The organism is Paraburkholderia lebeckiae (assembly GCF_050436225.1).
GTDB classification, from domain to species: Bacteria; Pseudomonadota; Gammaproteobacteria; order Burkholderiales; family Burkholderiaceae; genus Paraburkholderia; species Paraburkholderia tuberum.
This window is the reverse complement of the sequence record NZ_JBNDLU010000002.1, coordinates 1074143-1095476: the sequence shown is the minus strand read 5'-3', so window position 1 is coordinate 1095476 and position 21334 is coordinate 1074143. Positions and strand designations below refer to the sequence as shown.

Below are 21334 nucleotides of genomic sequence, written 5' to 3'. Positions count from 1 at the left end.
ACCATCACCGTGCACAGAATCGGAGTCACCGAAGGCCTGGCTCTGACCAACAAGGAGACGTTGTGACGATTTACAAGCTGGGCGAAGCCGCCCCGATCATTCATGAAAGCGTGTTTGTCGCGGATTCGGCGAACATCATCGGCAACGTAACGCTCGAGGAGAACGCGAGCGTGTGGTTCGGCGCGACACTGCGCGGCGACAATGAGCCGATCACGATCGGCGCCGGCAGCAACGTGCAGGAAAGCGCGGTGCTGCACACCGACCCCGGCTATCCGCTGAAGGTCGAGTCGAACGTGACGATCGGCCATCAGGCGATGCTGCACGGCTGCACGATCAAGGAAGGTGCGTTGATCGGAATTCAGGCGGTGGTCTTGAATGGCGCGGTGATCGGCCGCAACTGTCTGGTCGGAGCGGGCGCCATCGTCACCGAGGGCAAGGTTTTTCCCGACAATACGCTGATCCTTGGCGCGCCCGCGAAGGCGGTGCGCGAACTGACGGAAGCGGATATCGCCAACATGCAGCGCGGCGCGGCAAGCTATGCCGGGCGCCGCGAGTATTTCAAGGCGCAGCTCGTACGCATCGGCTAGACGGCCGGCGCGCGGTGCGCAAAGGCACGGCGTCATGCCGCGTCATTCCAGCGAGGAAAAGTTGTGAGCGACCAGTTGCAAAAATTCATGTTCAGCGCGGCGCCGGTGCGCGGCGAGATCGTTTCCCTGCGCAACACCTGGCAGGACGTGCTGACGCGCCGCGATTATCCGGCGCCCGTGCGAACGATTCTGGGCGAAATGATGGCCGCGTGCGCGCTGCTGTCGGCGAACCTGAAGTTCGACGGCACGCTCGTCATGCAGATTTTCGGCGATGGCCCCGTCAAGATGCTGGTCGTGCAGTGCAGCTCGAATCTGACGATGCGCGCCACCGCGAAGCTGTCCGGCGAAGCCGCCCATACGATCGACGACACGACCTCGCTCATCGATCTGGTGAACGCGAGCGGCCATGGCCGCTGCGTGATCACGCTCGACCCGACCGACAAGCAGCCCGGCCAGCAGCCGTACCAGAGTATCGTGCCGCTGTCGGGCGTGAACGGACCGCTGAAGTCGATCGCCGAGGTGCTCGAGCACTATATGCATCACTCCGAGCAGCTCGACACGCGCATGTGGCTCGCAGCGAACACCGAGTGCGCCGTCGGCATGCTGCTGCAGAAGCTGCCGGGCGACGGCGGCATCGTCCCGCATCCGGGCGAGCTCGACGCGGATACGTGGGAACGCGTGTGCACGCTCGGCGGCACGCTGTCGCAGGACGAACTGCTGAAGGAAGAACCTGAGACGGTGTTCCGACGCCTGTTCTGGCAGGAAAACGTCCAGCATTTCGAGCCGGTTACCGCGCGCTTCGAATGCACGTGCTCGCGCGAAAAAGTCGGCGCGATGCTGAAGATGCTTGGCCGCGATGAAGTCGACGGCGTGATCGAGGAACGCGGCCACGTCGAGATTCACTGCGAGTTTTGTAATCAGCGCTACGAGTTCGACCCGGTCGACGTCGCGCAACTTTTCGTGGCCGGCGGACTCTCACAAGGTGTGACGCCAGCGGCCGCGCAGCGGCACTAGACCGCGCTTTCGCCGAAGCGGAATACGTGCCCGTGAACTGATCGCGCTCTTCAACGCTAGTCCTGACCGCGCCGCCCCATGCCTCGTCACGGCTCGGGCGGCGCGTTGCTTTTGAGCGCGGTGTTGATACTCTGGAAGGATGCGGCGCTGTGCGTTGGAAGACGCTTGCTCGAGCCATCGGACCGATGGAGATTCGACCATGAAGCACATGCTTTCGTTGATCCTTGCCATCCTCACGGGCAGCGCGGTGCTGGCCGGCTGCTCGATCGATCCGCCTGGCCCAGCGCCGATTCTGAGCCGTCTGCCGCCTGATCAGGCCGAAGCCATCAGCCATCAGCAGACGCTGACACCGGAGGAACGCGCGCGCTATGACGCGATCGAGCAACAGGTCATGTTCGAACAGAATCAGACGATGGCCGCCGACGCCGCCGCGCAAACCTGGTCGCGCTATTACTCGCGTTCGCCGCCCGTGAGGTTTTCCGCGGGCTTCTCGAGTGGCGGCTGGGGACGTGGCTGGGGAACCGGGATCGGCGTCGGGTTCGGGCCGTATTGGGGCTGGTAGGCCGAACACGGCAGCATAAAAACAAAAAAGCGCGGTTCAAAATGAACCGCGCTTTTTTGTGCCTTCCTGCGAGGCCGCTGCGAATATCGAACCTCAGTGCACCGGCTTCTTCTCCTTCGCAGCCGCTGCCTTCCCGCCATGCTTGCGATCCGGCTTCGCGCGCGACTCCGGATTCGGTACCACATGCAGCGGCGCGGCTGACACCTCACCGCGCGTCGAGGTATTCGCCGACGGGGTATTCGCCAACGGCAACGGCTGGTTCGGCGACACGAACTGAACGAACACTTCGCCGTCCTTGACCATGCCCATTTCGTAGCGCGCCCGCTCTTCGACCGCGGCCGTGCCATTCTGCAGGTCCTGCACTTCGCCCTGGATGCGCTCGATGCGCAGCTTCGCGTCGGCATTCTTCTGCAGTTGCTGCGCGAGTTGTCCCTGCAACTCATGCACGCGCAGCCAGCCGCCGTGCCCCCACCAGAGCGGGTACTGGATCAACGCCAGCAGAACGATCAGGACAGCAGTGACAAGCCGCATGAAGTAAGCACAATAAATACGCGCCGCCCTGCGCTATACGCAGGGCGGCGAGGTCAATCAGAAACGAAGGATAACCGGCTCATCGATCGGTGTGAACAATTTGGCGAAGGCCGCTTAGCGCAGATTGTAGAAGGCCGACTTGCCCGGGTAGCTCGCGATATCGCCGAGATCTTCCTCGATACGCAGCAGCTGGTTGTACTTCGAGATGCGGTCGGAACGCGACAGCGAACCTGTCTTGATCTGGCCGGCGTTCAGACCGACGGCGATGTCCGCGATCGTCGAGTCTTCGGTTTCGCCCGAACGGTGCGAAATCACCGCCGTGTAGCCCGCGCGCTTGGCCATTTCGATCGCCGCGAAGGTTTCCGTCAGCGTGCCGATCTGGTTGATCTTGATCAGGATCGAGTTCGCGATGCCCTTCTCGATGCCTTCCTTCAGGATGCGCGTGTTCGTCACGAACAGGTCGTCGCCGACCAGCTGGACCTTGTTGCCGAGCTTGTCGGTCAGGGTCTTCCAACCTTCCCAGTCGCCCTCATGCATGCCGTCTTCGATCGACACGATCGGGAACTTGTCGGCGAGGTTCGCGAGGTAGTCCGCGAATTCCGTCGACGACAGCTGCAGGCCTTCGCCCGCGAGCTGGTATTTGCCGTCGTGGTAGAACTCGCTCGCCGCACAATCGAGCGCGAGCAGCACGTCTTCACCGGCGCGATAGCCTGCTTTCTCGATGGCTTGCAAAATGGTGGACAGACATTCCTCGTTGCTGCCGAAGTTCGGCGCGAAGCCGCCCTCGTCGCCGACTGCCGTGCTCATGCCACGATCCGACAGGATCTTCTTCAGCGCGTGGAACACTTCGGCGCCGCAGCGCAGTGCTTCGCGGAAGCTCGGCTGGCTGACCGGCACGATCATGAATTCCTGGATGTCCAGGCTATTGTTCGCGTGCGCGCCGCCGTTGACGATGTTCATCATCGGCACCGGCAATTGCATCGCGCCCGAGCCGCCGAAGTAGCGGTACAGCGGAAGGCCGGCTTCTTCAGCCGCGGCCTTCGCGACGGCCATCGACACGGCCAGCATCGCGTTCGCGCCGAGGCGCGACTTGTTGTCGGTGCCGTCGAGCTCGAGCAGCGTCTTGTCGAGGAATGCCTGCTCGGAAGCGTCGAGACCCATGATCGCTTCGGAGATTTCAGTGTTGATGTGCTCGACGGCCTTCAGCACACCCTTGCCGCCGTAGCGGCCGGCTTCGCCGTCGCGCAGTTCGATCGCTTCGCGCGAGCCGGTCGACGCGCCCGACGGCACGGCTGCGCGCCCCATCGTGCCCGACTCGAGCAGCACGTCGCATTCGACGGTGGGGTTGCCTCGCGAATCGAGAATCTCTCGACCGATGATGTCTACGATAGCACTCATGGTTTCCTCAAAGGATGACGTTGAATTCTTTACTGTGACCTTGCATCGCGCACCTGCCGGTCTCCCCGACAGACAACTCGCGCGCCGATACGTTCGACGACCACTATGCGAAAACGCCGCGGCTTGATTGTCGAGGGCAATCGTGACACGCGGCGCACACCTGAATCAGTTGAAATCGCTTTCGAGGAACGGCCCGCGCTTGACGGCCCGGTCGAGCGTGACGAGCGTCTCGAGCAGGTCGGCCATGCGATTGAGCGGCACCGCGTTCGGCCCGTCCGACTTCGCTTGCGCCGGATTCGGGTGCGTTTCCATGAACAGACCGGCGACGCCGACCGCGACCGCGGCGCGCGCGAGCACCGGCACGAATTCGCGCTGCCCGCCCGAGCTCGTGCCCTGACCGCCCGGCAACTGCACCGAATGCGTCGCGTCGAACACGACCGGCGCGTGGGTCTCGCGCATGATCGCGAGCGAACGCATGTCCGACACGAGGTTGTTATAGCCGAACGACACGCCGCGCTCGCACGCCATGAAGCGGTCTTCGGACAGACCCGCTTCACGCGCGGCGTCGCGCGCCTTGTCGATCACGTTCTTCATGTCGTGCGGCGCGAGAAACTGGCCCTTCTTGATGTTGACTGGCTTGCCCGAGCGCGCGCACGCGTGGATGAAGTCGGTCTGACGGCACAGGAACGCGGGCGTTTGCAGCACGTCGACGACCGACGCCACCTGCTCGATCTCGTGTTCGGCGTGCACGTCGGTCAGCACCGGCAGACCGAGCTGGCGCTTCACTTCCGACAGGATGCGCAAACCTTCGTCCATGCCCAGACCGCGAAACGACTTGCCGCTGCTGCGATTGGCCTTGTCGTACGACGATTTGTAGATGAACGGAATGTTCAGCTTCGCGCAGATTTCCTTCAGGCGGCCGGCCGTGTCGATCGTCATCTGTTCGGATTCGACGACACAGGTACCGGCGATCAGGAAGAACGGCTTGTCGAGCCCGATGTCGAAATCGCCCAGTTTCATGCTTTCTCCTCGACCCTCGACTGCTGATGCGCGAGCGCCGCTTCGACGAACGACTTGAACAGCGGATGACCGTCACGCGGCGTAGACGTGAATTCAGGGTGGAACTGGACGCCGACGAACCACGGGTGCATGCTGCGCGGCAGCTCCATCATTTCCGGCAAATCCTCGCTCGGGGTACGGGCGCTAATGATGAGGCCACCGCCTTCGAGTTGGGGCACGAAACGGTTATTCACCTCATAGCGGTGACGGTGGCGTTCGTTCACATCGGTGCCGTAAATCTCTTCGGCGAGCGTGCCGGGCTTGATCGGGCAGCGCTGCGAGCCGAGGCGCATCGTGCCGCCGAGATCCGACTCTTCGGTACGCTTCTCGACGCGGCCTTCGCGGTCGTACCACTCGGTGATCAGCGCGACCACGCGGTTCTTCGTTTCCTGATCGAATTCGGTGCTGTTCGCGTCCTTCAGGCCGACGACGTCGCGGGCGAATTCGATCACGGCGAGCTGCATGCCGAGGCAGATGCCGAGATACGGCACCTTCGCTTCGCGCGCATAACGGATCGCGGCGATCTTGCCTTCGGTGCCGCGACGGCCGAAGCCGCCCGGCACGAGCACCGCGTCGAGATGCTTGAGGCTCCCGACGCCTTGCGTTTCGATTTCTTCGGAGTCGATGTACTCGATATTCACGCGCGTCGACGTATGCATCGACGCATGACGCAGCGCTTCGATCAGCGACTTGTACGACTCGGTCAGATCGACGTACTTGCCGACCATGCCGATCGTCACGTCGTGCTTCGGGTTCTGCAGCTTCTCGACGAGGTCAGACCACATGGACAGGTCCGCCGCCTTCGGCGTGAGCCTGAGCTCTTCGCAGATGATCGCGTCGAGACCCTGGTCGTGCAGCATCTGCGGAATCTTGTAGATGCTGTCCGCGTCCCACACGGAAATCACCGCGTCTTCGGGCACGTTCGAGAACAGCGAGATCTTCGCGCGCTCGTCGTCCGGAATGCGGCGGTCGGCACGGCACAGCAGCACGTGCGGCAAGATACCGATTTCGCGCAGCTTCTGCACGCTGTGCTGGGTCGGCTTGGTTTTGAGTTCGCCGGCCGTGGCGACCCAGGGCACCAGCGTCAGGTGCACGAAGCACGCGCTGTTGCGGCCGAGGCGCAGGCTCATCTGGCGCGCGGCTTCGAGGAACGGCAGCGATTCGATGTCACCCACCGTGCCACCCACTTCGACGATCGCGACATCCGGCTCGCCGCACGTCGCAGACGCTGCGCCGCGCTCGACGAATGCCTGGATTTCGTTCGTGATGTGCGGGATGACCTGCACGGTCTTGCCGAGATAATCGCCGCGGCGTTCCTTGCGGATTACCGACTCGTAAATCTGGCCCGTGGTGAAGTTGTTGGCCTTGCGCATCTTCGTGCTGATGAAGCGCTCGTAGTGGCCAAGGTCGAGGTCGGTTTCCGCTCCGTCTTCCGTCACGAACACTTCGCCGTGCTGAAACGGGCTCATCGTGCCGGGGTCGACGTTGATGTAGGGATCGAGTTTGAGGAGGGTGACTTTAAGACCGCGCGATTCGAGGATCGCGGCGAGGGAAGCGGCGGCAATACCCTTGCCGAGGGAAGATACTACGCCGCCGGTGACGAAAACATATTTGGTCATCGCTGGATGCTCGCGGGAAAAACGGATTATACCGTAAAGGATGGTCCCGACCCAGCAAAAAACGGCCGACCCACGCGTGCCGATGCCGCCTCGCGTGGCAGCTGGAGCAGAGGTTTGGGGCCCGCTTCGTGCGCGCAACGTCAGGCGGTTCGCTCCAGTTCACGCAGCATGCGTTGCACTGCGCGCGCGGTTTCGATCGGCCTTTCCATCGGATACAGATGGCTGCCCTCGATCCACTCGATATGCCCGCCGGTCGCGCGTCGCGTCGCGTCGAGCCCGGCCTGGCGGATTTCCTTCGAGTGTGTCCCGGCGATGAAGCCGACCGGCACCGGCGCGCCGCGCGCGAGCCGCGCGCCGAGCGTATGCGGCAGCGTCCGGTAGATCTGGTATTCGGTGCGACGATCGAACGCGAGCACCCGGGTGCCGTCGGGCGAACTCTGCGGAATGCCGAAGTCGATGTAGTCGGACAGCATGCGCTCGTCCCAGCGGGCGAACGCGGGCTTCGAATGGAAGTGCCGCCATGCTTCGTCGCGGCTCGTCCATTGCGTGCGCCGCTTGCGCGTCGCGGCGGCGGGCGACAGCCGCTCGTCGAGCCCGGTCCATTGCGACACGCGCAGCATGCTGCTGCGCCAGCCGGCGATCACCGGCGAGTCGAGCATCACGACGCCTCTCACCCACTGCGGCTTTTTCAGCGCCGCCATCAGCGACAGATAACCGCCGAGCGAATGCCCGACGAGCCACACCGGCTGCTCGTACTTGCGGGCGATGTCGTCGAGCAGTTGCTCGACCAGATGGGGCCAGTCCTGCGTGACCGGAAAGCGCGGATCATGGCCGATCCGCTCGATCGAGCGCACGTCGTAGTCGTCGGAGAGTTCGGCGAAGATCGTCCGGTAAGTCGAGGCCGGAAAGCCGTTCGCATGCGAGAAATGGATGATGTTTTTCAACTGCGGCGATCTCCGTTGTGTTTTTTACGCGTGGGCGGTGCTTTGCCTGTGCCGCTGCTTATACCCCTGCTTGAGCCTGTTGTCTGCGCTGTTGCGCTCATCGGGCCGCGACGCGCTCATGGCTCCATCCAGTAGCGGCGCTGCGTGTCCCGATAGCGCTCGAGCGTGAGCGCGGCGCCCTCCGCACCGCGCGCGCCCGGATCGACGTCGACCCTCACGGCGCCATCGCGATCGCTGCGCCCGAGTTCGATATGACGCGCCGCGTAGCGCGCGAACACGCCCGCATTCGGATGATGGAAGCGATTCTCGTAGCCTACCTGAAATAACGCGATGGACGGATCGACAGAGTCGAGGAACGGTTCGGTCGACGACGTCTTGCTGCCATGATGCGGCACCATCAACACTTGTGCGCGCAGCATAGCGGGATCGCGCGCGAGCAGCGCGCGTTCGGTCGGCGCTTGGATGTCGGCGGTCAGCAGGGCCGTGAAACGCGGCGCGTTCGCACCGACCAACGCCGCCGCCCGGCTTGCGTCGGTGGCCGGCAACGTGCTGACCCTCAACACGCAGCAATGCTCGTTCGCCTTGCCCGTGAGTGCCCCGACGTCAGGCCACAGCACGGCGAACTCAACACCATCCCACTGCCAGCGCTGTCCCGCCACGCACGGCAGCGTCTGCGTGCCATGCTGTTTTGCCTTCGGCCACAGCGGATTGTCCGGCTCCAGAGCAGCCACCAGCTGACGCACCTCGATCGCATCGAAAACGGCAGGCGCGCCGCCCGCATGATCCGAATCTGCGTGACTGATCATCAGCGTATCGAGCGTCGTCACGCCTTGCGCCTGCAGGAACGGCACCACCACGCGCTCGCCAGCGTGGCTCGATTCCGGACCGGGACCCGCATCGAACAGCAACGCGTGATGCGCGGTCTGCACGAGCACCGACGAGCCCTGCCCGACATCGAGCGCAGTCAGACGGAACGCGCCTGATGGCTCGGCGAGTGCGCCGCTTGCGCTGGGCATCAGTAGCGGCAGCCACGACAGCGGCGCCGCCCAGCGCAGGGGCCAGCCGCGCGGCGCGAGACACCACAGCACACCGAGCGCCGCCGCGGCCAGCGCCCACGCATGCGGCTGCGGCAGCCACCACAGCGTCCAGCGCGGTCCCGACGCCAGTTGCAGTCCGGCCGCGAGACCATCGAGCAGCGTGTGCGCGGCGCGCCACGCGAACGCATCGAGCGGCGCGGGCAATGCGACGCCCGCGAGCACCGTCGGCGTGACGAGCAGGCTCACCCAGGGAATCGCGAATGCGTTCGCGAGCGGACCGGCGAGCGGAATTTGCGCGAACCAGTAGGCGGTCAGCGGCGCCAGCGCGACCGTCACCGCGAATTGCGCGTGAGCGGCGCTGCGCAATCGTTCGGCGAGTACGCGCAGACGCCGGATCGATACGGGACCCGCCGCGCTGCCCTCCTCGTCTTCATGATGATGGGACGCCAGTGGACCCCGCACGCGCGGCCGCCCCGACATCGCGAACAGGATCGCGCCGACTGCGCAAAACGACAGCCAGAATCCGGCCGACACGACCGCCCACGGATCGACCAGCAGCACGAGCCCGAGCGCCCACGCGAGCACAGTGGAGCGCGCTAGCTGCCGGCCGCCGACGAACGCCAGCGCGACGAGCGCGGCCATCCACAGCGCGCGTTGCGCTGGCACGTTGAATCCCGCGAGCGCGGCATGCAGTGTGGCGAACATCGCACCGGCCGTCACGCCGACGAACTGCGCGGGCAAGCGTAGCGGCCAGTTGTGGCCGAGCCACCCCGAACGTCGCCAGATTGCTGCCGCGAGCCAGCCGGTCAGCCCCGCGACCAGGCCGATATGCAAGCCCGAAATCGCCACCAGATGACTCGTGCCGGTGCCGCGCATCAATTGCCGGTCGGCGGGGCTCACTTCGTCCTGCGCGCCGATCGCGAGCGCGACGACGACGCCGCGATGCGGCGCATCGGCAAGCACCGTGTCGATACGCGCACGCAACCCGGCACGCCAGCGGTCGACCAGCACGGGGAGCCCGCGCGCGTGACCGGTCAGGCGCCGCGCATGGTCCGGCACGCTCACATAGCCGGTCGCGCGGACGTTGCGCGCGAGCAGACTCGCCTCTGCATCGCGCACGCCGAAATTCGCGTTGCCGTGCGGGCGCTTCAGGCGCACGGTCAGACGCCAGCGTTCGCCCGGTTCGAGCCGCGGCGCCGCGGCGTTGCGTGCGATCCAGGCTAGCTGGATCACGCGCGGGAAAGCGGCGAGCCGCGCACCGTTCGTATCGACGTCGAACAGGAAGCGCGCGCCTTTGTCGTCACGCGTCGGCAATCCCTTGATCGTGCCGACCACCTCGATATCGCGCCCTTCCCACTCGTGCGGCAGGCTCACCGCGAGCCGCGCTTGCGCGCGCACCGCCGCGTAGCCGAAGCCGACGCAGATCGCCGCGCACCACACCGCGCCCCAACCGGCCACCCGCCGCATCCGAGCGTCGCGCCATACGCGGCTAGCGAACTGGTGCGAGAAGCCCCGCTCGTATTCGCGCTGGAGCGCCACACCGGCCGCACCGGTCGCACCTGTCACACCCGCCGCAGCCGCTCCGCCGCCACGCAAACCCCACACCGCAACGCCGGCCGCCGTGCAGCCGACCAGTATCAACGCGCACCATCCACCTGTATCCGGCAACACCGCCTGTCGCTGCAGCCAGACCACGCCCAACGCAAACCCACACCAGACCGCCCGCATCCGCCCTCCGTATCCGCTGGCGCCGGGCGTCGTCACCGCGCCAGCGAACGGGCAGCAGCGAGCCCGCCGGGCGTGGGGATCGCCCGACGCGAACCCTTTCGATCAACGGAATCGATTATGCAGAGGAAAGCGCGAGTCGCGGCAGCGCGGCGAGCGCGTTAGCCGTTGTGCCAAGGGCGGCTGCGTCGGAAGTGACACCGCGCAGTCGCGCGAGGCTCGCGCCGATCGCCGGAATCTGCTCGGGTGAATTGCGCTGTCTGTACATCCATGACGGCGCTATATCCGGCGCGTCGGTCTCGACGACCAGCGCATCGAACGGCAGCTGTTCGGCGAGTCGCCGGATCTGCCGGGCGCGCTCGAACGTCAGGTTGCCGCCGAATCCAAGATGCATGCCCTGATCGATGTACGCCTGCGCCTGCTGGAAACTGCCATTGAACGCGTGCGCGATGCCGCGATGGATCTGATGCCGGCGCAGCCCTTTGATCACCTGATCCTGCGATTTGCGCACATGGCAGATGACCGGCAAATCGAATTCGCGCGCGAGCTGCAACTGGCCGTTGTAGAAAAACTGCTGGCGCGCATCGTCGAGACCGTCGACGAAATAGTCGAGCCCGATCTCGCCGATGCCGACGAAGCGCGGATCGTCGAGACTCGCCTCGATCTCCATGCGCAGCAGGTCGAGGTCGGCATCGACGGCGTGCGGCGTGAGCAGCGGATGAATGCCGAGCGCGTACGCGCCGCCGTCGACGCGATGCGCGAGCTCGCGCACCGCCGCGAAGTTCTGTCGCCCGATCGCCGGAATCACGATGCGCGACACCCCCGCATGGCGCGCGGACGCCGCAACCGCATCACGGTCGGGGTCGAATTCCGAAGCGTCGAGATGGCAATGCGTATCGATCCACATGGGTTATCTCGCTGGCAAGAGGACGGACCGAAGGCGGCCCGGCGGTCCGCGTGGCGGTGAGTCATCCGCGACCCGCCACGACCGTGCCGGCCCGCACTCAGACTGGCACCGGCGGCTCTTCGTGCAGGACGCCGTCGCGCAACCGCATGATGCGATCACAGCGGCCCGCCAGCTCCGGGTCGTGCGTGACGATCACGAAGCTCGTCTCGAGCGTGCGCGACAGTTCGAGCATCAGGTTGAAGACCGTGTCGGCGGTGCCGCCGTCAAGGTTACCGGTCGGCTCGTCGGCGAGCACGCAGGCGGGCTTCGTGACGAGCGCACGCGCGATCGCGACACGCTGACGCTCGCCGCCCGACAGCTCGCCTGGTCGATGCTTCGCGCGATTCCCCATGCCGACGCGCTCCAGCACCGCCATGGCCTCGCGGCGCGCGACTTCGGTCGTCTCGCGACGAATCCGCAGCGGCATCGCGACGTTATCGAGCGCGGAAAACTCCGGCAGCAGATGGTGAAACTGATACACGAAACCGAGCGCGCGATTGCGCAGATCGTTGCGCTCGCGCTCGGAGAGCTTCGTGAACGGCTTGCCGAGCACCGACACGTGGCCCGCGCTCGGATCGTCGAGACCGCCGAGCACGTGCAGCAGCGTGCTCTTGCCGGAGCCCGACGCGCCGACGATCGCGAGCTTCTCGCCGCGCCGCACGGCGAGTTGCGCATTGTTGAGCACCTGCACGTTCAGCCCGCCCTGCACGAACGATTTGGAAATGCCGGTGGCTTCGAGCACGAGCGGATGCGACGCGGAGTCCTGAGCGGTCATGGGTGAATCGGTTGAGGGATGGGCGAGGCGGTCATTCATAGCGCAGCGCCTCCGCCGGACGGACCTTCGCGCCGCGCCAGCTCGGATAGAGCGTCGCGAGCGCCGACAGCACGAACGCGATGGTGCCGATGCGCGCGACGTCCGCCGGAACCAGCTCGGACGGCAGCTCGCTGATGAAGTACACCGACGGCGGCAGGAATTGCACGCCGAGCAGATGCTCGATCATCGGCACGAGCCACGGAATGCTCCACGCGATCAGGCAGCCGAGCGCGACGCCGGTCGCCGTGCCGATGAAGCCGATCGTCACGCCCTGCACGACGAAGATCTTCATGATCGAGCCGGGCTGCGCGCCGAGCGTGCGCAGGATCGCGATATCGGCCTGCTTGTTGGTCACCGTCATCACCAGCGACGACACAAGATTGAACGCGGCCACCGCAATGATCAGCGTCAGGATGATGAACATCATGCGCTTCTCGATCTGCACCGCCGAGAACCAGGTCTTGTTCTGCTGGGTCCAGTCGCGAATGTACAGATCGCCCGACAGCGTGCGCGCGAGCTGATGCGCCACTTCCGGCGCGCGCTGCATGTCGGTGAGGCGCAGCCGCACGCCGGTCGGTGCGGGCAGCCGGAACAGCGCCTGTGCGTCCTTGATGTTGATCAGCGCGAGGGTGCTGTCGTATTCGTAATGGCCCGACTCGAAGATGCCGACCACCGTGAACTGCTTCAGGCGCGGCAGCATGCCGGCCGGCGTGATCGTGCCTTCGGGCGCGACGAGCGTGATCTTGTCGTTCAGCTGCACGCCGAGATTGGCCGCCAGATCGGCGCCGAGCACGATGCCGAAGCCGCCGGGCACGAGGTCGGCCAGCTTGCCGCTTTTCATTTCCTTGCCGATGTCGGACACTTCAGGCTCGAGCGTCGGCTCGATGCCGCGCAACGCGACGCCGCTCACCGCATCCTGGCGCGTGAGCAGCGCCTGGGCCTCGACGTAAGGCGCCGCGCCGATCACCTCCTTGTTCTGGCGCGCCTCCTTCGCGGTCAGTTGCCAGTCGGGCATCGAACCGGTCGGCGAAAAGATCTCGACGTGCGCGAGCACCGACAGCATGCGGTCGCGCACCTCTTTCTGAAAGCCGTTCATCACCGACAACACCACGATCAGCGCCGCGACGCCAAGCGCGATACCCGACATCGACACCAGCGCGATGAACGAAATGAAGCCGTTACCGGTCGTGCGTTTGCCGGCGCGTGTGTAGCGCCAGCCAATCTGCCATTCGTAGGGAAATTTCAAGCGAATCCTTTTGTGCGTTCTTCGACTGTATGTCGGGACCGGCGGTCATCGAGCGTCCGCCGTGCGGCCCGAGCGTCGTGATCGTTGGGCTCGCGGCGGCGCGGATCGTTCCTCGCTCGCCCGGCCGCTGCGCAGCTCTGCCGGCGCATAGAGCCGCGGCGCCGCGATGCGCCACCCTGCCGGGTCCAGCGATCAAGCGCGAAGTTTGCCACACAATGCCGCCGGCTCGCGCAAAGGACGTGCCTCGGCCGCGCCATCGACAAACCGGCCGCGCTTCGTCGAAATACTCGCACCGTTTGCCCTACAATGCGCAGCATCATGCCTGCCGACCGCCTCCATCTTCTGCTGCCCTTCGCGCTGCCTGCCGCGGCCGACGCCTCCACCGCGCTTCACGACATCCAGTGTCCCGCTCTCGACAGGCTGATCGCGCGCGCGACGCTGATCGAACGCGTGATCGGCGAGGATTTTCAGCGCACGCTGCCGCACGAGCGCTGGGTCGCGCGACAATTCGGCGCGCTGCCCGGCGGCGCCTCGGCCGCCGCCGACGAAGCCCCGCTCGCGCCCTACATGCTGCGCGCCGACGGCGGCGAACCCGGCAACGCGACGTGGGCCTGCGTGCAGCCGGTACACGTGCACATCGCGCACGACCACCTGGTGCTGATCGACCCGGCGTCGCTCAATCTGTCGGACGACGAAGCGAGCACGCTGCTCGCGCTCGCGCGTCCGCTGATCGAGGAACTCGGCGTGCGCATCGAGGCGCCCAAGCCAATCCGCTGGTATCTGTCGAGCGACGCTTTCGGCTCGCTCGCGGGCGCGTCGCCGTTGCGCGCGAGCGGCCGCAACATCGAGATCTGGTTGCCGCACGAAGCGCATTCCGGCGAACGCTCGCGCGCGTGGATGAAGCTGCAGAACGAAGTGCAGATGGCGTGGTTCGAGCATCCGGTGAACGAAGCGCGGGAGGCGCGCGGGCTGCCGGCCGTCAACTCGATCTGGTTTCATGCGCAAGGCGCCGCGCGGAACGTGCGCAGTCCGTTCGCGCAGGTGCTGTCCGATGCCGCCGCAACGCGCGGTCTCGCGCTCAGCGCGGGGGTCGCGACAGGCGCGCCGCCGGCGTCGTATCGCGAACTGGCCGCGGCGCTGCGCGGTACCACCAACGGCAGCGGCGCAACGCTCGTCGAACTCGACCCCTTCTCCGCGCCCTACATCGAACAGGACTGGGCGCGCTGGAACCAGGCATTCGCCGCGCTGCAGACCGACTGGTTCGCGCCCGCGCTCGCGGCACTGCAGTCGGGCGAACTCGCCGAGCTCGGCCTCACGCTGTGCGGCGACACCGGCTCGGTGACGCTGACGGTCACGCGCGGCGATCTCCGCAAATTCTGGCGGCGGCGCGTGCTGGCCTCGCTTTTCATCGAATGATCCACGGCCCTTCCGCATGACCCGAATCGTTACGCGCCCCTGCTCCCCCGTCGACGCCGAAGTGCTGACCCGCTGCGGCCTGCATCCGGTGCTCGCGCGCCTGTATGCATCGCGCGGCGTGTGCCTGCCCGAGGACGTCGAAACCGGCCTCGCGCGGCTCGTGCCGCCCGCCGAACTGAAGGGCTGCGACGCGGCCGCCGCGCTGCTCGCCGACGCGCTCCAGCAGCAGCGCCGCATGCTGGTCGTCGCCGACTACGACTGCGACGGCGCGACCGCCTGCGCGGTCGCGGTGCGCGGGCTGCGCATGTTCGGCGCGCGCATCGACTACCTGGTGCCGAACCGCATGGAGCACGGCTACGGGCTCACGCCGGACATCGTCGAGCTGGCGGCGCGTAGCGCGGCCGGCAAGCCTGATCTGCTGATCACCGTCGACAACGGCATCGCGAGCGTCGACGGCGTCGCGGCTGCCAACGCGCTCGGCATCGACGTGCTCGTCACAGACCACCACCTGCCCGGCGACGAGCTGCCCGTCGCGCGTGCAATCGTCAATCCGAACCAGCCGGGCTGCACGTTCCCGAGCAAATGTCTCGCCGGCGTCGGCGTGATGTTCTATGTGCTGCTCGCTCTGCGCGCCGAACTGCGCCGCCGTGGGGCGTTCGGCGACGCGCTGCCCGAGCCGCGCCTCGACGGCCTGCTCGATCTGGTCGCACTCGGCACCGTCGCCGATGTCGTCAAACTCGACGGCAACAACCGCGTGCTGGTCGCACAAGGTCTGCAGCGCATCCGCCGCGGCCGCATGCAGCCGGGCATCGCCGCGCTGTTTCGCGCCGCCGCGCGCGATGCGCGCAACGCCTCCGGCTTCGACCTCGGCTTCGCGCTGGGACCGCGCCTGAACGCGGCGGGTCGGCTGTCGGACATGTCGCTCGGCATCGAATGTCTGACCACCGACGACGTCGGCCGTGCCTGGGAACTCGCGCAGCAGCTCGACATGATGAACCGCGAGCGCCGCGAAATCGAGGCCGGCATGCAGCAGCAGGCGCTGGACGACCTGTCGACGGTCGATCCCGACGGCGCGACCACGATCACGTTGTTCAATCCGGGCTGGCATCAGGGCGTGATCGGCATCGTCGCGGGACGGCTGAAAGAGAAGTTCCACCGCCCGTCGTTCACGTTCGCGCCGGCCGACGATACCGGCGTGCTCGTCAAGGGCTCTGGCCGCTCGATCGCGGGCTTCCATCTGCGCGACGCGCTCGATCTGATCTCGAAGCGCGAGCCGGACCTGATCGTCAAATTCGGCGGCCACGCGATGGCCGCGGGCCTGACGATCGCCGCCGCCGACGTGCCGCGCTTCACCGCCGCGTTCGAGGCGGTCGGCCGCGAGTGGCTGTCCGCGCAGGCGCTCGCGCGCACGATCGAAACCGACGGCGAGCTCGAAGACGCGTACTTCACGCCGCAATTCGTCGAAATGCTCGACGCGGCCGTCTGGGGCCAGGGTTTTCCGGCGCCGGTGTTCTCCGGCGAATTCGAGGTCGCCTCGCAGGCGTTGGTGAAGGACAAGCACCTGAAGCTGCAACTTCTGCGCGGCCGCCAGCGCTTCAACGCGATCTGGTTCAATCACACCGACACGCTACCCGCGCGCACGACCGTCGCCTACCGGCTCGCAAGCGATACATGGAACGGTGTGTCGCGCGTGCAACTGATCGTCGAGCACGCGGTGAGCTGAAATCTCCCGCAAAATCAATCGCGAACACGCGCTGGATCGCCCGCGAGGCTCCGGCGCGGCGTGCCGATCGGCTATAATTTCTGCTTTTTACGCAGAATAGAAGATCGACATGGAAGCGGAACGTCTCAACGCGATCGAAGCCTCTCTGGCCGACCTGCGCAAGCGCGCGGACGACCTACGGGGGTATCTTTGACTACGACGACAAAGCATTGCGTCTAATCGAAGTCAACCGGGAACTCGAAGACCCGGACGTCTGGAACGACTCGAAGCACGCCCAGGCACTCGGTAAGGAAAAGAAGCTGCTCGACGACACGGTGGGCAAGCTCACGTCGATCACGAACGACGTGCGCGACGCGCAAGACCTGTTCGAGATGGCACGCGAAGAAGCCGACGACGAGACGCTGCTCGCCTGCGAGGGTGACGCCCAGGCTATCGAGGCGCGCGTCGCCGACATGGAATTCCGCCGGATGTTCGCGAACCCGGCCGACCCCAACAACGCCTTTCTCGACATCCAGGCCGGCGCCGGCGGTACCGAAGCATGCGACTGGGCGTCGATGCTGTTGCGCCAGTATTTGCGTTATTGCGAGCGCAAGGGCTTCAAGACCGAAGTGCTCGAGCAGACCGAAGGCGACGTCGCCGGCATCAAGAACGCGACGATCAAGATCGAAGGCGAATACGCGTACGGCTTCCTGCGTACCGAAACCGGCGTGCACCGGCTCGTGCGCAAGTCACCGTTCGACTCGTCGGGCGGTCGTCACACGTCGTTCTCGTCGGTATTCGTGTACCCGGAAATCGACGACTCGATCGAAGTCGACATCAACCCGGCCGATCTGCGCATCGACACGTACCGTGCTTCTGGAGCGGGCGGTCAGCACATCAACAAGACCGACTCGGCGGTGCGTATTACACACATGCCGTCGGGCATCGTCGTGCAGTGCCAGAACGACCGCTCGCAGCACCGCAACCGCGCCGAAGCAATGGCGATGCTGAAATCGCGCCTGTATGAAGCGGAAATCCGCAAGCGTCAGGCCGAGCAGGACAAGCTGGAAGCCGGCAAGACCGATGTGGGTTGGGGCCATCAGATCCGTTCGTACGTGCTCGACAACAGCCGCATCAAGGATCTGCGCACCAACGTCGAAATCAGCAACACGAAGAGCGTGCTCGACGGTGATCTCGATCCGTTCATCAGCGCGAGCCTGAAACAGGGCGTCTAGGCGCGCACGGCGCGGCCCCGTTCACCGATCGGGACCGCGCCTTCTCCGTTGCTGCTTTTGCGTTGCTTCCGCGCTAGTTGTTCGCCGTTTTTCCCGTACCGCCTGAGGTTTTTACACTGACTGGCTTCCCGCCAGCGGAGCACTCCGCGGCGGGCCACCGAATACCAAATCATCATGACTGAACCGACCCAGCCGACTGTCGTGCCCGAAGCGGACGACAACAAGATCATCGCCGAGCGCCGCGAAAAGCTGCGCGAACTGCGTGAGCAAGGCGTCGCCTATCCGAACGATTTCCGTCCCACGCACCGCGCCGAAGATCTGCAGGCGCAGTACGAGCACGCCGACAAGGAAGCGCTCGAAGCGAATCCGCTCGAAGTCGCGATCGCCGGCCGCATGATGCTGAAACGCGTGATGGGCAAGGCAAGTTTCGCGACCGTGCGCGACGGCTCGGGTCAGATCCAGTTCTTCATCACGCCGGCCGACGTCGGACAGGAGACCTACGACGCATTCAAGAAGTGGGACATGGGCGACATCGTCGCCGCGCGCGGCGTGCTGTTCCGCACCAACAAGGGCGAGCTATCGGTGCGCTGCACGGAGCTGCGTCTGCTGTCGAAGTCGCTGCGTCCGCTGCCGGACAAGTTCCACGGTCTCGCCGACCAGGAAATGAAGTACCGCCAGCGCTATGTCGATCTGATCGTCACGCCGGAAACGCGCCGCACGTTCGTCGCGCGCACGAAGGCGATTTCGTCGATCCGCAAGTACATGGCCGACGCGAACTTCATGGAAGTCGAAACGCCGATGCTGCACCCTATTCCGGGCGGCGCGGCGGCCAAGCCGTTCTCGACGCACCACAACGCGCTCGACATGCAGATGTTCCTGCGCATCGCGCCGGAGCTGTACCTCAAGCGGCTGGTGGTGGGCGGCTTCGAGCGCGTGTTCGAGATCAATCGTAATTTCCGCAACGAGGGCGTGTCCGTGCGCCACAATCCGGAATTCACGATGATCGAGTTCTACGCGGCCTACACCGATTACAAGTGGCTGATGGACTTCACCGAGCAGCTGATTCGCCAGGCCGCGATCGATGCGCTCGGCACGGCCACCATCACTTATCAGGGCCGCGAGCTCGATCTGTCGAAGCCGTTCCATCGGCTCACGATCACGCAGGCGATCCAGAAATACGCGCCGCAATACACGAACGAGCAGCTCGCCGACGGCACGTTCCTGCGCGCCGAGCTGAAGAAGTTCGGCGTCGATGCGTCGCAGCCGCAGTTCCTCAACGCGGGCGTCGGCTCGCTGCAACTGGCACTGTTCGAAGAGACCGCCGAGTCGCAACTGTGGGAGCCGACCTACATCATCGACTACCCGATCGAGGTGTCGCCGCTCGCGCGTGCGTCGGACAAGGTGGAAGGCATCACCGAGCGTTTCGAGCTGTTCATCACTGGCCGCGAAATCGCCAACGGGTTCTCGGAGCTGAACGATCCGGAAGATCAGGCCGCGCGCTTCAGGAAGCAGGTCGACCAGAAAGACGCCGGCGACGAGGAAGCGATGTTCTACGACGCCGACTACATCCGCGCGCTCGAGTACGGCATGCCGCCGGCGGGCGGCTGCGGTATCGGCATCGATCGTCTGGTCATGATGCTGACCGATAGCCCGAGCATCCGCGACGTGATTCTGTTCCCGCATCTGCGTCGCGAAGACTGAGCGACGCTCGGCGCGAGCGCTCGATATGCTTCGCGCGCAATGCGATGGTTTGAAGAGCGCCCGGTCGATGCCGGGCGTTTTCTTATGCGCGCGTTTTCGCTTTGCGGGACCGTTTTCTGCTTCTCATCGTTTGTAACCAGCGGTAAAAGCTGCTCGTTCGCGCGCAAGTCGCCGCGGACTCGATGGTCCTGGAAGCTTGTTGCAACAAAGCGCACCGCGTGAAGGGCGCCTACCCACGCCCGAGGGCGCCACCTGAGCGGTTACAAATAGAAACGCTGCCCGGATCGAATTGCCCGACACCCAGTCTCATCAGAAGTCGGCTCTGCCAGAAACGGAGGCCCTACATGGACACCCCTACTCATCAACCCACGCAGCCACGTCGTCTTCATCCGTTGATCGCGGTGGCCGCCGGCGCGGTGCTCGTCGCGAGTCTCGTCGCTACCGCGGCGATCACCGGCGTGTTCCCGAAGGCGTCGGGCAACGGCGCACAGAACAATCAGACGCAGGCCGCGCAGGTCAGCACGCAACCGCCGGGCGTCGTGGATTCGGCCGCGCCGGTCAATCCATCCGCGCAACAGCCGCAGGTTCAGGCTCAGCAAGCGGCGCCATCCGCTCCTGCCCCGGCTCCTGCTTCGGTGCAGCAACAGCAGTACTCGCAGCAGCAGGCGCAGGCCGCACCCCAGTCGCAATACACACAACCACCCGAGCCGCAAGCGGCGCCGCAGCATGCGCAGCAGCCGGCTCCGCAAGCCGCTTATTGCGCGACTTGCGGCACCGTCGTCGCGATCTCGGCGCTTCGCCATGAAGGACATGGCACCGGTATTGGCGCGGTCGGCGGCGCGGTGGCCGGCGGCGTCGTCGGTAACCAGTTCGGTGCCGGCGGGGGGCGTACCGCGATGACGCTCCTTGGCGCGCTCGGCGGCGGGTTCGCCGGCAACTCGGTCGAAAAACATCTGCGCAGCACGACGTCGTATTCGGTGCGCGTGCGCATGGAAGACGGCAAGATGCGCTACTTCACCTATCAAGAGGCGCCGCCGTTCCGCGACGGCGAGCGCGTGCGCGTCCAGAACGGCCGCCTCCTCGCCGACTGAGGTCAGCGCTCCAGTTTCTTCGACGCAGCAATGAAAAAAGGCGATTCCAGTGGAATCGCCTTTTCTTTGGAGTTCAATGCACCCGTTCGAACACGCGCTCAGTAATCCGCGTCTTCGATCCACGCCGCCTGAATCGCTTCGAGAATCTTTTCGTTCGAGCGGTTCGGATCGTCGTCGAAGCCTTCGAGCTCGGTCACCCAGCGATGCAGGTCGGTGAAACGAACCTGCTGCGGATCGACGTCCTGATGCTTGTCCGTCAGAGCCATCGCGATGTCTTGCGTATCGGTCCACTTCATGGCGGCGCCCTCCTGTTAGTGATTTTCCTTCGCGTGATTGATCGAGTAACGCGGAATTTCGACGACCAGATCCTGCTCGTCCGGCACGAGCGCCTGACACGACAGGCGCGAAGCGGGTTCGAGCCCCCATGCCTTGTCCAACAGATCGTCCTCGTCTTCCTCGGACGGCGTCAAGGCGGCGAAACCCTCACGCACGATCACGTGACAGGTCGTGCACGCGCACGACTTCTCGCACGCATGCTCGATTTCGATACCGTTATCGAGCAGGTTGTCGCAGATGCTCTTGCCGGGAACGGCGTCGATCACCGCACCTTCCGGGCACAGTTCGACGTGAGGCAGCACAACGATTTGAGGCATACAGTTTCCGTTTGGGTCTGAGGCACGGCGGCTGCCAGCATATTGCCGCGTGCA

Annotated in this window: 19 protein-coding genes; 8 read left to right on the top strand and 11 right to left on the bottom strand. The window is 65.3% G+C overall.

Going from position 1 to position 21334, the window contains the following annotated elements:
- The first annotated feature begins 62 nt into the window (after nucleotides 1–62).
- The 3 genes from OKW45_RS19740 (at nucleotide 63) to OKW45_RS19730 (ending at nucleotide 2163) form a co-directional block, all read left to right on the top strand.
- Entirely contained in the window at nucleotides 63–587 is a 525-nt protein-coding gene (locus tag OKW45_RS19740; protein ID WP_018417547.1) for a gamma carbonic anhydrase family protein, read from the top strand.
- 63 nt (nucleotides 588–650) lie between these two features.
- Nucleotides 651–1601, top strand: coding sequence for an Hsp33 family molecular chaperone HslO (gene hslO, locus OKW45_RS19735; protein WP_429470602.1), 951 nt, complete (start codon nucleotides 651–653; stop codon nucleotides 1599–1601).
- Nucleotides 1602–1800: 199 nt separating this feature from the next.
- On the top strand, nucleotides 1801–2163 hold the full coding sequence (locus tag OKW45_RS19730) for a hypothetical protein (protein ID WP_429470601.1): 363 nt from the start codon (nucleotides 1801–1803) through the stop codon (nucleotides 2161–2163).
- A gap of 93 nt (nucleotides 2164–2256) precedes the next feature.
- On the opposite strand, the gene ftsB is transcribed toward OKW45_RS19730, so the two are convergent.
- The 9 genes from ftsB to OKW45_RS19685 form a co-directional block, all read right to left on the bottom strand.
- Complete coding sequence (ftsB, locus tag OKW45_RS19725; protein WP_184004149.1) at nucleotides 2257–2694, bottom strand: cell division protein FtsB; 438 nt, start codon at nucleotides 2692–2694, stop codon at nucleotides 2257–2259.
- A gap of 114 nt (nucleotides 2695–2808) precedes the next feature.
- Entirely contained in the window at nucleotides 2809–4092 is a 1284-nt protein-coding gene (eno, locus tag OKW45_RS19720) for a phosphopyruvate hydratase (RefSeq protein WP_018417543.1), read from the bottom strand.
- 165 nt (nucleotides 4093–4257) lie between these two features.
- Entirely contained in the window at nucleotides 4258–5112 is an 855-nt protein-coding gene (gene kdsA / locus OKW45_RS19715) for a 3-deoxy-8-phosphooctulonate synthase (RefSeq protein WP_018417542.1), read from the bottom strand.
- Complete coding sequence (gene pyrG, locus OKW45_RS19710) at nucleotides 5109–6770, bottom strand: CTP synthase (RefSeq protein WP_018417541.1); 1662 nt, start codon at nucleotides 6768–6770, stop codon at nucleotides 5109–5111. The genes kdsA and pyrG overlap by 4 nt, the downstream gene beginning before the upstream one ends.
- Before the next feature lie 140 nt (nucleotides 6771–6910).
- Nucleotides 6911–7714 carry an alpha/beta fold hydrolase gene (locus OKW45_RS19705; protein ID WP_018417540.1) on the bottom strand — a complete coding sequence of 268 codons (804 nt, stop codon included), beginning with the start codon at nucleotides 7712–7714 and terminating at the stop codon, nucleotides 6911–6913.
- A gap of 116 nt (nucleotides 7715–7830) precedes the next feature.
- Nucleotides 7831–10479, bottom strand: coding sequence for a DNA internalization-related competence protein ComEC/Rec2 (locus tag OKW45_RS19700; RefSeq protein ID WP_429470599.1), 2649 nt, complete (start codon nucleotides 10477–10479; stop codon nucleotides 7831–7833).
- Nucleotides 10480–10594: 115 nt separating this feature from the next.
- On the bottom strand, nucleotides 10595–11383 hold the full coding sequence (locus OKW45_RS19695) for a TatD family hydrolase (RefSeq protein ID WP_018417537.1): 789 nt from the start codon (nucleotides 11381–11383) through the stop codon (nucleotides 10595–10597).
- Nucleotides 11384–11480: 97 nt separating this feature from the next.
- A complete protein-coding gene (lolD, locus tag OKW45_RS19690) occupies nucleotides 11481–12236 on the bottom strand; it encodes a lipoprotein-releasing ABC transporter ATP-binding protein LolD (RefSeq protein WP_429470597.1) in 756 nt (251 codons plus the stop codon).
- Entirely contained in the window at nucleotides 12229–13482 is a 1254-nt protein-coding gene (locus tag OKW45_RS19685) for a lipoprotein-releasing ABC transporter permease subunit (RefSeq protein ID WP_429470596.1), read from the bottom strand. Before OKW45_RS19685 ends, lolD begins: the two co-directional genes overlap by 8 nt.
- Nucleotides 13483–13788: 306 nt before the next feature.
- Here OKW45_RS19685 and OKW45_RS19680 point away from each other — a divergent pair, with 306 nt between their 5' ends.
- From OKW45_RS19680 to OKW45_RS19660, 5 genes are all read left to right on the top strand, one after another.
- Nucleotides 13789–14898 carry a regulator gene (locus tag OKW45_RS19680; protein ID WP_429470594.1) on the top strand — a complete coding sequence of 370 codons (1110 nt, stop codon included), beginning with the start codon at nucleotides 13789–13791 and terminating at the stop codon, nucleotides 14896–14898.
- A 16-nt stretch (nucleotides 14899–14914) separates the two neighbouring features.
- Complete coding sequence (gene recJ / locus OKW45_RS19675) at nucleotides 14915–16621, top strand: single-stranded-DNA-specific exonuclease RecJ (RefSeq protein ID WP_429470592.1); 1707 nt, start codon at nucleotides 14915–14917, stop codon at nucleotides 16619–16621.
- Nucleotides 16622–16730: 109 nt separating this feature from the next.
- A protein-coding gene (prfB, locus tag OKW45_RS19670; protein ID WP_429470590.1) for a peptide chain release factor 2 occupies nucleotides 16731–17835 on the top strand; the annotation gives its coding sequence in 2 pieces (ribosomal slippage) (nucleotides 16731–16811 and nucleotides 16813–17835; 1104 coding nt in all).
- A gap of 174 nt (nucleotides 17836–18009) precedes the next feature.
- Nucleotides 18010–19536 carry a lysine--tRNA ligase gene (gene lysS / locus OKW45_RS19665; protein ID WP_429470589.1) on the top strand — a complete coding sequence of 509 codons (1527 nt, stop codon included), beginning with the start codon at nucleotides 18010–18012 and terminating at the stop codon, nucleotides 19534–19536.
- A 344-nt stretch (nucleotides 19537–19880) separates the two neighbouring features.
- Nucleotides 19881–20627, top strand: coding sequence for a glycine zipper 2TM domain-containing protein (locus tag OKW45_RS19660; protein WP_429470587.1), 747 nt, complete (start codon nucleotides 19881–19883; stop codon nucleotides 20625–20627).
- A gap of 98 nt (nucleotides 20628–20725) precedes the next feature.
- On the opposite strand, the gene iscX is transcribed toward OKW45_RS19660, so the two are convergent.
- Both iscX and fdx read right to left on the bottom strand, forming a co-directional pair.
- Nucleotides 20726–20923, bottom strand: a complete 198-nt coding sequence (gene iscX / locus OKW45_RS19655) for a Fe-S cluster assembly protein IscX (protein ID WP_013588918.1) — start codon at nucleotides 20921–20923, stop codon at nucleotides 20726–20728.
- A gap of 15 nt (nucleotides 20924–20938) precedes the next feature.
- Nucleotides 20939–21280 (bottom strand): ISC system 2Fe-2S type ferredoxin, encoded by a 342-nt coding sequence (fdx, locus tag OKW45_RS19650; RefSeq protein ID WP_018417529.1) that lies wholly within the window; start codon nucleotides 21278–21280, stop codon nucleotides 20939–20941.
- Nucleotides 21281–21334 lie beyond the last annotated feature (54 nt).